The sequence below is a fragment of the Glutamicibacter sp. TV12E genome (assembly GCF_052441935.1).
Lineage (GTDB): Bacteria > Actinomycetota > Actinomycetes > Actinomycetales > Micrococcaceae > Glutamicibacter.
Genome location: NZ_JBQVVF010000001.1, coordinates 3,748,879 through 3,763,025 on the forward strand (window position 1 = coordinate 3,748,879; position 14,147 = coordinate 3,763,025).

A 14,147-nucleotide genomic window follows, 5' to 3' on the forward strand; every position below is an offset into this window, starting at 1 on the left:
CATGAAGACACTTATAACGCCCAAAGGCGCACAAGTAAGGGTGTCTGATGATGTGGCCGCTATCCTTGCTCCGCTTGGATACAGGGAGCCGGTGGAGGAAACAAAACCGGCTCCTAAGAAGGCTCCCGCCAAGCGCACAAGGAAACCCGCACCGAAGGAGGTCTAATGGCGTTTCTAGATTTAACCCCGGAAGACCTAATTCCGCTGGATTCGACTTTGACCACAGCCAAGGCTGAAATCCTCATTGCCGATACGGTAGCCCGTGCTTATGGGTTGGTTCCGGAACTAGCCGAAGACCTTACAGCCCTCCAGGCCTCTGCCTCGAAAGCAATCCTTCGCAAAGCGATTCTTCGTTGGCATCAAACAGGTAGTGGAGCACTCGTTCAGCGTTCCGAATCTACCGGAGCTTATAGCGTCTCCGAGACCGTGGACACCAAGTCTTCTGACCGAGCAATCTTCACCCAAGCCGAACTAAAAGAACTACGCGGCCTCTTCGTCACCGCCAAAGCGTTCAAGGGTAAAGCCTTCTCCGTAGAGATGTGGTGATGATCTTGTTACTCGACCGATTTAGATTCACCGCAACATTGATTTCTGGCGGTGGACGAGACATCTACGGTGAACCACAGCCAACCACAGAAACTCCTCTTGAAGGTTGCCTACTCGTTCCAGCTCCACGCACCGAGGAAGAACTTTTCTCGGATGTCACCGAAACCAGAGCAACCCTCTATTTCAACCATGACGCGAAGGTCTCCAAGAAAGACCGAATCCGCACCCCGGAAGGTTCACCAATCTCCGGTACATGGGCAGTGGACGCGGATGTTGTCTATTACCCGCTAGTCACTGAAGTTCAACTCAGGAAGGAATCGTAATGGCAAAGAAGAACGTCGATTTATACATTGACCCCAAAGCCCTGAACACCTTCCTCAACGGAACTACGGTTCAACAGGCTTCTATGCGAAAAGCTCAGATGGGTCTTGCCACGGCAAAGGCCACAGCTCCTCGAAAGACATCTAGATTCGCCGCAGGTTTTCAAGTCCAACCGGCAACCGTCCAAGGTGGTCGAAGAAACGAGAACAGGGCCGGAGCGGTCATCGTCAACAAGGTTGAATATTCCGCATTCGTTCACCGCAGACAACAGGAGAACTTCTTCAAGTTGCTCCGTAAGCGAATGGACGGCCAGATCTAGTGAGAACTGTAAAAGCATTAATTGAGGTATTGGCACCAATAGCCAAATGCACCACGCATTTAGAGTCCGACTTCTATAAAGAGGATGACGCTCTTAGCTCAGTACCGATCTTCCATATCAAACCGCTACCCGGCGTTCCGAGTAAGCACGTATGGGAGCGAATCGACGGCATACAGATTGACCTCTACGCAATCGGCCCCAGCCAAGCGAACGAGCTTATGCGTCAAGCCGAAGAGCTTCTTCAAGGATGGGCCATGACTTCCGAGGGTCTTATAGACAAGATTCAGGCCGAGGTTCCGTTCTACGAGGAATCAATTCCACACGACACCCTAAATAAACAAACTTCTACGTACCTCGTGACGTATCGAATTTAAGGACTACAAAACAAATGAGTTTTTCCGAACTAAAGGAACAGAACGATGATGCAAACCTGTTCAAGGCGCTATCTGCCGTTGCGTTCCTCGCACCAATGACCGCCGCACCAATCACCACCCTGATTGATTCGACCACCAAGGAAATTAAGGCACTTCCAGCCGAATATGTTGCCGTAGGTCTGCTGGATGAATCCGGTATTACCTTCGGTGGTGACTCGGAGGAATCTGAGACCCGCTCTCTGGGTTACGTTGCCGCAACACGTACCGATCTGACTTCCGCTAGCCGTGAGGTCACCTTGACCGCGCAGGAAGTTCTAAAGAAGGAGCTGATGGAGATTGCATACGGTATCGACCTTTCGACCGTAACCCGTGACGCAACCACCGGCGAACTCGCGTTTGATCGCCCGGAGCTTCCGCAGTATGAACACTACCGTCTTGTTGTTATTGCACAGGACGGTGTCAATAAGTATCAGGCTCGTTTCTTCCCTAAGGTGAAGATCGTTTCCGTACCGGAGGAAGTATGGAACTCGGAGGATGCACAGACCTTCGAACTGAGCTTCCGCGCCGAGGTCGATTCAGCCCTAGGCACCAACGAGCGTGTTTTCAGCGTCATCAAGACCGCTTAGTTATAACAACTAAATCTATATTTGGTGGGCCGTGTTGTCAGGTCACGGCTCACCAACACCCCTACCTGACACCAACCCGAAGGAACCCATGAAGACATTCAAGCTCCAGAAGGGTGACCACATCGTTACCACCGTCTCTCCGACTGAGGCAGTGACGTTCCGCGCTCGCGGCTTTGTAGATGTGCCCCCCGAACCAAAACAGGCTCCCAAGCCGAAGAACACCGCTAAGGCAGAAACCGCCGAAGCTACCGAAACCAAAAACTAAAGTAAGGAAATCCTGACATGGCTAAGAAAGCCCCAAAGAAGTTCAATCTGCTCGACCACCTCGAGAAGGAAGTCAAGGCAGAAGTATTCGTTGCCGTTATTGATGAAGAGGGTACGGAACTGACGTTCCCCAACTTCTTGGATCTGAATTGGCGTGAAGCTCGTGAGTTCATGGACAAACTGTCCTCAGCGGAGTCCTCAGCCAACATTGAACCATTGTTTGCCAAGTGGCTATCCGAGGAAGATTTCAAAAAGCTCGAAGACTCACCAATCTCGCTGAAGGCCGCAATGACTCTCGCTGAGGAAGCGATTAAGCACTACAGCGCCGTAGTCGGCACACCGGGGGAATAACGCGACTCCTAGAAATCTTGGAACGCTTCGGCCCGGAGATTGAAGCCGACTTACAAGAAACCTATGGAGTCGATCTAGGCGAACTCTTCGACTCAAAACGCTGGCCGAAGCTATTACGGCTCATTGACCGCTTGCCTCCTCATTCTCGATACATCTCCGCTATTCGAAATGACGAAGAGGAAGCCAAGAAGATTATCGATCACCCGGATTTCAACAAGCCGGGAGAAGATACCGGGCCTTCCCTCGAAGGCTACACACAACTCAATTACCAAGTAGCCGATCTTATTGATGCCGTCAGGGTACTCCAAGCCACTTTAGTTGGGGTCAATGGCGGTAAGGCGAAGAACCCTAAACCTGTCAAACGTCCAATGACAGCTATTGACAAGGTCAAGGCTCAACGAGCCAAAGAGGGCGCAATCAAAACCATGGACTTGTTCAGTCCTAAAACCGAATAACCCAAGGCCCAAGCCTCTCCATGCGGAAGGGCTTGGGTCTTTTTCATTTAAATCAAATTTTAGGAGTCAAACACTATGAGCAATCTCAATATGGGATTCGCGCAACTCCAAATTGTTCCGGTGATGACGGGCCTAAACAGTTCGATCAAGAAGGAGCTTGGAAACACTTTCCCGCAATTGGGTAAAGCCTCCGGCGCAATTTTTGGTAAGGGGGTAGCCGATGGATTCAGCTCCGAAAAGAAATCCCTTGAAGCCGAAGTAAAGTCCCTCGAATCGAACCTCCAAAAAGCCCAAGAGAACCTTAAAAAGGCGAAAGGCGCATCTGCCACAGCCACAGACAAGGAAACTGACGCTCTCAAGAAACTTGAAATCGCCCAGCTCAGGCTCAACGAGTCCCGAGAATCCGGTAAGGCGAAGGCTTCCGCGCTAGCAAGAGCAGAGGAGGAAGTCCGTCAGAAGAATAATGCCGTTAAGAAAGCACAGGAAGAATCCGCACGTACCGCTAGCAAACTAGAGAACGCAACCGAGGATTTGGCCACGGCCAACAAGCAACTGGACACCGCGAACCAGAAGATTTCCGACTCAACCAAGAAGCTTGATTCCGACTTTGGCAAGACCAAGGGTGTCTTCAGCCGCATGTCCGACACCATGCGCAAGGGTTTCAAGAATGTTCCTAAGGATGCCGAGAAAGCCGGTAAGGATGCAGGTAAAAAGGCTTCCGGGGGGTTCACCAAGAACTTCGCCGTTGCCGGTGCTGTTGGTGGTGTCTTTGGTTCCCTCACCTCATCCCTGACCAACTCAATTGGTGGTTTGGTCTCCGAGGCATTCTCCGCGTCGGATGACACAAACAAGTTCATGAGTTCTATGGATTTCGCTGGAATCTCCGCAGGAGAAACCAAGAAAGCTACAGCATCCGCTCAAGCCTACGCGGATGAAACAGTCTATGATCTGTCAACGATTCAAAGCACCATGGCCCAGCTTGCCTCCAACGGAATCAAAAATTACGAAGACCTAGCCAAGGCATCCGGAAACCTGAACGCCGTTTCAGGTGGCAACGCCGAAACCTTCAAATCCGTCTCGATGGTCATGTCCCAGACAGCCGGAGCCGGGAAACTCACTTCGGAAAATTTTAACCAAATCGCAGACGCAATTCCGGGGGCTTCCGGGCAGATTCAAAAGGCACTTCTTGAAGCCGGAGCCTACACAGGCAACTTCCGTGAAGCCATGGCTGATGGTGAAATTTCAGCCGAGGAATTCAACGCCGCAGTTCTCAAGCTAGGTAGTCAACCGATTGCAGTTGAAGCCGCTAAATCTACCGAAACTTTCGAAGGTTCCCTAGGCAACCTTCAAGCCACCATTGTTGGAGGGCTTACAAGCGCATTGAACGGCTTAAAACCGACCTTCACCGGAGTCATCAACAGTGTGGCCTCAGGTTTTCAAACTCTTATCAACGGCATCGGAACCTTTGTCCAATGGGCACAAGACAATTCATCTTGGTTGTTGCCGCTAGTATCCGCAATCGCAGGTATGGCCGGGGCAATCTTAGCCGTAACTACCGCAGTAAAGATCTACACCATTGCACAAGCCGCGCTAAATGTCGTAATGGCGCTGAACCCGTTCACACTCATCGTATTGGCTATCGGGGCATTAGTTGGCGCTTTCATCTACCTGTGGAATAACGTCGAGGGCTTCAGGAATTTCTGGATTACCTTATGGCAAGCAATCACAACAGCTTTCACCGAAACGAAGAACTGGATTGTTAACACGGCATCATCAATCGGTAACGGGGTTTCGCAGAAGTTCAATGAACTGAAGACAAAAGTTACAACCATATTCAACGCCGTCAAGCTGTTTCTAACAACTCTTTGGTCAGACATTAAAACCAAAATCACTTCAGTTGTCGTGGGTCTCGTTGTCGGAATTATCACCAAGTTTATCGAAGTCAAAACTAACATCACTAACATTTGGAACGGTATCAAGACTTGGCTTGGCGATACCATCACGAACATCAAAAACAGTGTTATCAGCAAGTTCAATCAGCTGAAAGACGGTGTAAAACAGAAGTTCACCGACCTGAAGAATGGTTTATTCGGAATTTGGGATTGGATCAAGACTCGTGTATTTGATCCGATGAAAAACCTCATCACGGAAACCATTCCTAATGCGTTCAAGACCGGCGTCGATTTCATCAAGGATGCTTGGAACAAGGTTGCCAACATTGCCCGTAAGCCAATCAACTTCGTTATTGAAACTGTTTACGGTGGGCTTCGAAACACCTTCAACAAGGTTGCCGACACCCTAGGCCTCCCGGACGATTGGCGACTACCTAAGGTAAATCCGGTCAAGGAATTTGCTGTTGGTGGCTACACCGGCCCCGGCACCAAGTACCAAGAAGCCGGTGTTGTTCACGCCGGAGAATACGTTCTCCGCAAAGAAGCAACCTCCAGGCTCCGTAGAACCATCGGTCTAGGTGGGCTCGACCATCTCAACCAGTTTGGGTCATTCCCCGGCTTCGCCAAGGGTGGATATGTCCGACCTGTCAAGGGTGGAAGCTACACTTCCCGATTCGGTGAATCACGAGGCCGATACCCACACGCTGGACAAGACGTAGCTGTTCCTATCGGAACTCCGGTCTTCTCACCTTTGGACGGTACGGTTCGAATCGCCAAGGAAAACGCAGTCACAGGCCGTTCCGGTCTGGGCATCCTCATTGACCACGCTAACGGACTCTCAACCTATGTCGGTCACCTTTCCCGCTTCATTGCTCAGGCAGGACAGCAGGTCAAGGCTGGCCAGCAAGTTGCACTATCCGGTAACACAGGACGTTCTACCGGCCCACACGCTCACATTGAGTTGTGGCGAGATGGAACACCGATTGATCCATTCAACTACATCAATTCCGGAATCATGCCTACAGGCGGTTCTGGTGGTGGAGGTTGGAACCCGCTCCAAGGTCTCTTCGACCTGAAAGACCAGATGGTGAACGGCTTCAAGGAGAAGTTCGGCGCTGACAATATGCTTGGGCAGATTGCTAGTACAGCCTTGAACAAGATCGTCACCGGGCCGATTGACTGGATCAAAGAAAAGGCCGCCGCAATTGGTGACTTTGCGCAGGATGTCTGGGGCAACGCCAAGGACTTCTTCAACGGTAAGGACTCCGGAGTTCAGGCCGATGTCCGCAACGTGGCCAACGGTTACGGGTGGGGTTCAGGCCGTCAGTGGGATTCGCTCTCCAAGCTGATCAATAAGGAATCCTCATGGAATCCGAACGCGCAGAACCCAAGCTCAACCGCTTACGGTTTATTCCAGTTCCTCAACGGAACTTGGGGTAGCTACGGCGCGAAGACCTCCGACCCAACCGGACAGGCAAAGGCCGGTCTTAAGTACATCTCCCAGCGCTACGGCGATCCGGAGAAGGCGTGGGCTTTCCATAAGCGCAACAACTGGTACGCGAACGGCGGGTTGGTAAAGCCAACCCTTTACGACAACGGAGGAATCCTCAGCCCCGGACAAATGCAGATGGTCTCCAACGAGTCCCGTAAGCCTGAGTACATCATGACTAACGAGCAGTGGAAGAACGTTGAAGCTATTTCAAGGCAACAGCATTCAGTTGGCGATACCTATAACATCAGCGTTCCTGAACCGGACTTCTCAGCCGCAGACCTAGCGAACGAAATTCAACATCAAAACCGAGCCATTCGAAAGGGCCGCTAATGTTTATCAAAATAGGCTCAATTGAAGCCGGTGGTAACACCAACCCAATTCTCATTGAGAATCTATCAGCACCTTCTACGGAGCTTCGAACAGAATATGTCGATGCTCCGAACAGGGATGGTCAGTTAGTAGGTCGAGACTTCCTAGGAAGTTCAACTTGGGGTTTTGACTTTGTTTCGAACAAGTCCAATCTGCAGGAGTCGTTCTCCGAGATTGGCAAGTTGGAACACGTGTGGAAGGACTCGAAGAATCGCCTGAGTTCCAACGTAGCTTTCCCACTCCGCTACAGCCTCGACGGAACGAACTGGTACCGAGTTTATGGCCGTTGCGGAAAGTTCACAGGGTCAACGCCTGACGTTCTCGCTACGTTAGGCGTTGCCCGAGCCACAGCGGATTTCGTTCAAACTCGTGTTGAACACTTCTCGGACATCGAGAACCTGAACACGATTACCTATATTCCACCTGTCCAAGGTGGTCTAAAGGCTCCGCTGGTTTCACCACTCACCACAACCGGTCGAGGCGTTGAACGCGGCGGTTTCGTGGACAACGAAGGAAACGTAGCAACACCTCTTTCGATTCGCTTCGTAGGGCCAATATCCAACCCTGTTCTTCGCAGTGAAACAGGTTGGGAAGTCTCCTACAGAGGTTCGATTGCCGCTGGTGACTATGTGGACATCAACCCCCTGATGGGAACGGTCAAGCGTAAGAACGGCTCCTCCGTGGCCGGAAACCTAGGGACAAAGGTTCGCCTGTCCAAGGTGAATCTCCCGGTTGGTCGATCCAATTTGTATTTGTCAGGCAACGATTCAACAGGACTTTCCAAAGTTGAACTTCGTTGGAGGAATGCTTGGACTTCCGCACAGTATTAACTGGCACTTTCTTCTTATAGAAGACCATTTTGAAACCCCCGGTCATTAGGCCGGGGGTTTCTTGATTTAAAAACAGAAAGGAGACCGAATGTCCGAGTATCGCTACATTCTACAAAGCGTTCCGGATGGTGAATTTATCGATCTCGACGCACCTTTGACGGGTGTTCAAATCATCCAAACAGTCAATGGGGCTGGAGACATATCCGGCACGCTTCCCGTTCAATACTCAGCTCTCAAGAAGCCAAACGGCCAACTAGCAATTACCGAATACGGAACCATGCTCCATGTTGAGTTGGACGGTGAAATCCTCCAGTCAGGAATCGTAGACAACATAACCATCAACAATAATTCGCTTCAAATCGGCGCTAATGGTTGGAGCGGGTATACAGACGGACAACCTTATCTAGGCAAGAAAAAGACCTACATCTCAGCAGATCCGGCCATGGTCATCCGTGATTGTTGGGACTACCTACTGTCCTTCCCTGACTCACTCCCTGATGTCTCAATAGACATCATCAAAACGGGAACCACCGTAGGCAAGCCGGAAGGCCGAAACCTCACCAACGCGAAGACCAAGCTCAACGCAGAGAAGCGAAAGCTTGAACAGCAAGAGAAGGCTGTTCAGGTTGCCAACACTCAGGTTATAGCTTCCAAGAAGGCCGTCTATGTTGCCGCCAAGAGGCTAAGCGTCGGAGAAATCGTAGAGCAATCTTCCCAACCATCCGGTAAGAAAGCCCAAAAGAACAACATCTGGAGGGATACGGACAACGGGAAGATTTACTTCTACCGCACCTCATGGATGGAAATCACCTATGACAACGCCGAGATCAACACGGCCATAACGAACTATCGAATCCAGAAGTCCTCTTATGATGCCGCAGTCAAGAAGGTCACCGACCAAAAGGCCGTCATCAAGGGTATTGAAGACAGGATTCGTGACCTCTCAGAAGAAGAGGCCGAGCCGCTAATTCTGTCATGGGACACCACCGACGATATCCAGAAGGTCATTGGAGAGATGGTTGAAGCCGGTTCAATTCAGTACCGAGAACAATCCAGATGGGTTGGAGACGAAATCCATCACAGGCTGGAAATCGGCTCACCCCGCCTAGGTGCACGCCGAGAGAACGTCCGCTTCGAGATTGGATACAACGTCACTGCAGTTCCGTCCGTCTCGTTTACGGAGTATGCCTCCGGCCTCATCTTGTTTGGGTCTGGCGAAGGTGACAAACGCATTCGCACAGAACGTCATAAGAACACCGGGAAGCTCCGCAGAGTTACGACTCAAACCGAACCCCAAGCCACGTCCAAGGCCAAGGCTGATAGTGCCGCTGAAACCTATCTAAAGAGCGCCCAAGTTGCACGCTCTGTTGACCGTATCCAAATAACCGACAGCTCCCTAGCTGAGTTCGGAACCTTCAAGCCCGGTGACGAGGTGAGAGTTATTGGAAGTAGCGGTTGGTCAGAAGACCTCGACATTTGGGTGCTAATCAAATCCATCAACTTTTCACCTGACGGCGGGAACGCCGAGTTAGAGGTTCAACTTGCCTAAAAACAATAATCCACAAAAACGAAACAATGCTCGCTGGATAGCTAATGAGCTTGCAGAGTTGCGAAGGCTTCAAAAGGCTTCCCACATTGCACCAAGACTCCCCTACTCATCCGTACCTGAGGGAAACCTTGTGGTCACCGACTCCGAAGGCAACGTTGTTGACGTAGTCGGTTCAAAGCCAAAGGATGGGCAGATCATCCTTCCCGGCACCCCACCAAGTAAGCCTTCGGCACCCGTAGTTGTCGCAACGCTGGGTACCGTTCAAGCTTCATGGGATGGTCTCTTCGTTGAAGAATATGTAGCTCCGGATATGGCTCACCTCGAAGTCCACGGTTCAACCGAGGGCGAAGAGTTCGAGCCGACCTCAGCCACTCTTCTAGGTACCATCACCAATCTTTCCGGTGGAACTCTAACCGCAGGGTTGGAGTACGGAACTTGGTTCTTCAAGTTTGTAGCCGTCACCACCTCAGGTTCGAAATCGGTTCCATCGGATGCTTCGAGCTGTGAAGTCATCCCTCTAGTTGAAGCTCCGGACATGGTCGAAGTTCTAGCGGATATCGATGCTCGCTATGACGGAGTCATCACCGAGGCTGGACAGCTTGGAGCACGTCTAGACCAAGCCGCCCTAGATTTAGCGGCACACGAGCAGAGACTAGCGGATGCAGAAGCCAACCTAATCAACCTCAACGATGTTGAGCTGGTGCAACTCCAGGCCTCCGTGGATCAGGCAAAGCTTGACCTTGCACAGGCTCAAACGGATGTTGCTAACGCTTTAGCAGGACTCCAACTCACCGAAGCCGACTTAGCGAATCTGAAAAACGTCGCTCTTCCCGCGCTACAGGACACCGTCACAGATGCAGAGAATCGACTGACCACAGCCGAAGGCGAGATTGTCACTTCCAAGAACCGTCTTGCAGAAGCCGAGTCTGATCTTACGGAAGCCTTCGGTCAAATCTCCGCAGTTGATAGCAAGGCCACCACAGCGATAACCAACGCTTCAACAGCTCAGTCAACAGCCGATACAGCTAAGACCGATGCCGCAACCGCCGCTGGTATTGCCGGAGGCAAGGCCGACGTACTCATTCAGTCCACGGCCCCGGCTACAGCCATGCGCAAAGCAACCACATTGTGGATTGATACCACTTCGGGAGCCAACACACCTAAGCGTTGGAACGGTTCCGCTTGGGTGGAAGTCACCGACAAAGCCGCAAAGGATGCCGCTACAGCCGCCGCCAATGCACAGTCCAAGGCACAGGAAGCTTTGACCGCCGCTGGTTCAGCACAGACCACAGCGGACAGCGCTTTGACAATGGCCGGTAGCAAGACAAAGGCCTTCTACTCCACTTCCACTCCCTCAGGTACCGGAACGAACGTCAATGACATCTGGAGACGAATCGACGCGTCCAAGAATGTCATCGGTGAATGGTATTGGACTGGCACCGTATGGCAAGCAACGCAGATTACTAACGAGATGATTTCCAACCTCGATGTTGGAAAGCTGACCGCAGGTTCGGCAATCATCCAGACCGCAGTCATCAACAAGATTGCGGCCCAGACCGCAACAGTCATTGAGTTGAATGCCGACCGCATTACAGCCGGTACTCTTGCCGCTGAACGCCTCAACGTCACAGACCTAGCGGCCCGAATTGCAACCGTGATCCAGCTCAATGCAGACCGCATTACTTCGGGAACTATCGCCACTGGCAGATTGAATGCTACAGAAGTAGCCGCCGCAGTCGCTAACGTAATTCAGCTCAATGCTTCGAGAATCACCGCTGGAACTATCAACACGGCTCGATTGAATACCGCTGAGATTGCCGCCGCAGTTGCGACGATTATCCAGCTCAATGCAGACCGCATTACAGCCGGAGTCATCAACACCGACCGTCTCAACGTCAACGAGATTGCGGCACGCTCAGCGTCCTTCCAAACCGTGGACGTGAAGAACCTGTTCGTCACCACCGGAACGATGCAAGAAGCTGTGATCAATAAGCTTTGGACTGACGTTGTGCTGTCAAAGAAGATCACCGCTGAAATGATTGCGGTTGGTGACTTCCAAAACTACGCGACTATCAACCCATCGATGAACCTGAATGTAAGTATTCCAACCAAATGGTCAACTGTCACGGACGGCAACTACACCCGAACAGCTCCGACCTCCGAGAACTACTTGATGTTCAAAAACATGGATGGCCCAGTCCCCTTCCAAGCGGGAGACAAACTAAGAATCTCATTTGATGCTCTCGCAGATTCCGCAGATGCTACCTACTCAGGGAGGGTCTGGTTCTACAACAGTTCAGGCTCATATCTCACCGGATTTGACGCTAGCTTCTCGGATACAACCATTACCTCAACCGAGAAACGCTTCACCGGCAACTTGGAAATCCCAAGTATCCCGGCAACAGCAAGTCAATATCTCATCGGTATTTCCGGAACCAATATCAAGACGGTAAAAGTTAGAAATGTTCGAGCTATAAGGATGACAGCTGGAGAACTCATTGTTGACGGAACTATCACGGCCACGAAGATTGCCGCCAATGCAATCGAGGCAGATAAATTAGCCGCTAACTCAGTCACCTCCGACAAGATTCTTGCAGGGTCGATCAAGGCTCAGCACATTGAAGCGAAGTCAATCTCTACTGACAAGCTAGCCATTGGCTCATTCGATAACATTCTTCCGGATCCGGACAACTTACTGGATTCATGGATCGACCCATCAGCAAGTTCTCCGGCTGTTGCACGTTGGCAGTTCACTTCCTCCGAGGCCAGACCGGAACGCTCGAAGAACTACCAGCAAATCAATGTCGGCTCCGAAGGCAATACCCAAGGGACTGTCTATTTCGGCTATAACAGGGAGATGATTCCCGTTGAGCCGGGGCAATCATTCACCGGCTATGCATGGATGAGAAACAACAAGACCATCAACACTGAATACAACTATGCATCCCTTAGGTTCTATTTCTACGACAAAGCCGGAGCATTAATCTCAGGTTCCGGAGGCAATCAAAATGGCGGAAGCAATTCCGCTCTTTCAGGTGTTTGGACTCGTGTTGGTGGAATTCCGGTAACAGCCCCCACTGAAGCCGTAGGAATGAGAATCCGACCGACCGTCTATTTCTCGAACCACGTAGCCAACGGAGAAATCTTCTTCTGTGGTGCCATGTCGGTATTCAGAGCCGCTTCCGGTGAGCTAATCGTTGATGGAGCCATTGACGGTAAGACCATCACAGGCGCTCTCATCCAGACGGATAAGGATGCTAACAAAGGCATCAAACTCAAGAACGAAGGTCTCGAAGTCTACTCACCGGAAGGTGAAAAGACCTTATCCATCACAGCCGGACAAGGTGTTGACTTCGTGGGTATCTGGGGCCACAAGGATGCAGTCATTGACGAAGCAACCGGAGCAATCTCCTATCCCGCAGGTGTCGAGCCTGAACAGGTAGCATCCCTATCGGCAAATGGCGAGATTGCAGGAAACACCCTAAGCGTTGCCGAGATGGGTACCTTTGACGGGAATATCACCATGGACGGCGAACCGCTAGCGGATTCCCACCTTGGGCGAGATGCCCCCGGAGAGTTCGGCCCTGTGATGTCTGGCCGGTCTCTTCTAGGTACAACCTTCAAGAACTTTGTAGACAGACACCCACAAGTGGATGATGCAACTTCTTGGCTTACGCCGCTCTCCCACGGATTCGTTTCCAATGCCTACTTCAATACCGGAGGTAATGGCGCGGGTGGCTTGAGTGCCGATGGTCGCTGGGTTTGGTCTGGTTTGTCCGGAGGTCTCGTTGACCGAATGCTCATCCAAGACACAGTTGAGATTGTAAACAACCGTGGCTATCTCATCACATACAACATGCCTTCTGTTCGTGAAACCACTTCTGGAACAGGAACTGTTGGAGCTTGTGTACTTCGATACGCTGTCGATGGTGCCCTAGGTGTAAATACAGACAATGTTATCCAGAACTCTCGTTGCTACATTGCTGGTGGAGCTTACGACAACCCCGGAAGAACCATCTTCGTTGTGGGAGGTCAAGACATCCCCGCTGGATCCGTAACTATCGGCTTGCAAGCCTACGTCTACGAAGGTAGAAGGATGGAAACAACCGATACAGCGGATGCTAGGTACTTCAATATTTCGGTATTGGATATCGGATTGGCAACCAAGGGTAATACAGGCAAGGGCGTAGACCTTTACCGTAAGCTTCCAACAGCCACAGCACCGGAAGAAACCACTCCTAAACCTCCTGTGACTCCTCCTAAGCCGAAGCAGTACACCAACACTTGGAACGCTTCTTGGTGGGGTACGTGGTGGGTTGGCAACGGCAACGGAACCAATTCCTACTTCGATTCAAAGGGCAAGGTTACTCAGGGTAGGCCTCCGGGTGTTGGAGTGAACCAGCGCGGTCTGATTGGTTTCCCAAACATGACATCAACTCTTTCCGGGTCAACCATCAAGAAGGTTGAAGTCTATGTCTATGCCGCCCACTGGTATTCCTCCTCAGGTGGCACGCTTCGAATTGCCACACACGGAAGCACCTCGAAGCCGTCAACGGTGTCATCCAATCCGACCGTCATCAAGACGCAATCCCTAGCTAAACCAGAAGGCCGCTGGATCACTCTTCCGTCATCTGTTCACGCAGGGGTTTTGAGCGGGTCAGTCCGAGGCATCCATATTTACAACGCATCTACAGGATATTCAGGATACGGATATCTCACTGGCTCGAAATCAAAAATCCGAGTCACCTACGTCAAATAA

13 protein-coding genes are annotated in these 14,147 nt (G+C 51.3%); all 13 read left to right on the forward strand.

Annotation, left to right across the window (positions count from 1 at the left end; translation table 11 throughout):
• Nucleotide 1 precedes the first annotated feature (1 nt).
• The 13 genes from ACT7DV_RS17765 (at nucleotide 2) to ACT7DV_RS17825 (ending at nucleotide 14,147) form a co-directional block, all read left to right on the forward strand.
• On the forward strand, nucleotides 2-166 hold the full coding sequence (locus ACT7DV_RS17765) for a DUF7302 family protein (RefSeq protein WP_444664601.1): 165 nt from the start codon (nucleotides 2-4) through the stop codon (nucleotides 164-166).
• Nucleotides 166-546 (forward strand): hypothetical protein, encoded by a 381-nt coding sequence (locus ACT7DV_RS17770; protein ID WP_444664603.1) that lies wholly within the window; start codon nucleotides 166-168, stop codon nucleotides 544-546. Before ACT7DV_RS17765 ends, ACT7DV_RS17770 begins: the two co-directional genes overlap by 1 nt.
• Nucleotides 546-869: a hypothetical protein gene (locus ACT7DV_RS17775; protein ID WP_444664605.1), complete on the forward strand. Its 324-nt coding sequence runs from the start codon at nucleotides 546-548 to the stop codon at nucleotides 867-869. Before ACT7DV_RS17770 ends, ACT7DV_RS17775 begins: the two co-directional genes overlap by 1 nt.
• Entirely contained in the window at nucleotides 869-1,186 is a 318-nt protein-coding gene (locus ACT7DV_RS17780) for a hypothetical protein (RefSeq protein WP_444664607.1), read from the forward strand. The genes ACT7DV_RS17775 and ACT7DV_RS17780 overlap by 1 nt, the downstream gene beginning before the upstream one ends.
• Nucleotides 1,186-1,560 (forward strand): hypothetical protein, encoded by a 375-nt coding sequence (locus tag ACT7DV_RS17785; protein WP_444664608.1) that lies wholly within the window; start codon nucleotides 1,186-1,188, stop codon nucleotides 1,558-1,560. Before ACT7DV_RS17780 ends, ACT7DV_RS17785 begins: the two co-directional genes overlap by 1 nt.
• A 14-nt stretch (nucleotides 1,561-1,574) precedes the next feature.
• A complete protein-coding gene (locus ACT7DV_RS17790; RefSeq protein ID WP_444664610.1) occupies nucleotides 1,575-2,186 on the forward strand; it encodes a hypothetical protein in 612 nt (203 codons plus the stop codon).
• A gap of 88 nt (nucleotides 2,187-2,274) precedes the next feature.
• Entirely contained in the window at nucleotides 2,275-2,451 is a 177-nt protein-coding gene (locus ACT7DV_RS17795) for a hypothetical protein (RefSeq protein WP_444664611.1), read from the forward strand.
• A 17-nt stretch (nucleotides 2,452-2,468) separates the two neighbouring features.
• Complete coding sequence (locus ACT7DV_RS17800) at nucleotides 2,469-2,801, forward strand: hypothetical protein (protein ID WP_444664612.1); 333 nt, start codon at nucleotides 2,469-2,471, stop codon at nucleotides 2,799-2,801.
• 17 nt (nucleotides 2,802-2,818) lie between these two features.
• Nucleotides 2,819-3,256 carry a hypothetical protein gene (locus tag ACT7DV_RS17805; protein ID WP_444664614.1) on the forward strand — a complete coding sequence of 146 codons (438 nt, stop codon included), beginning with the start codon at nucleotides 2,819-2,821 and terminating at the stop codon, nucleotides 3,254-3,256.
• Between the two features lie 75 nt (nucleotides 3,257-3,331).
• Entirely contained in the window at nucleotides 3,332-6,970 is a 3,639-nt protein-coding gene (locus tag ACT7DV_RS17810) for a tape measure protein (RefSeq protein WP_444664616.1), read from the forward strand.
• Nucleotides 6,970-7,839 (forward strand): hypothetical protein, encoded by an 870-nt coding sequence (locus ACT7DV_RS17815; protein WP_444664618.1) that lies wholly within the window; start codon nucleotides 6,970-6,972, stop codon nucleotides 7,837-7,839. Before ACT7DV_RS17810 ends, ACT7DV_RS17815 begins: the two co-directional genes overlap by 1 nt.
• Nucleotides 7,840-7,927: 88 nt before the next feature.
• A complete protein-coding gene (locus ACT7DV_RS17820) occupies nucleotides 7,928-9,388 on the forward strand; it encodes a hypothetical protein (RefSeq protein ID WP_444664620.1) in 1,461 nt (486 codons plus the stop codon).
• Entirely contained in the window at nucleotides 9,381-14,147 is a 4,767-nt protein-coding gene (locus ACT7DV_RS17825) for a hypothetical protein (RefSeq protein ID WP_444664621.1), read from the forward strand. Before ACT7DV_RS17820 ends, ACT7DV_RS17825 begins: the two co-directional genes overlap by 8 nt.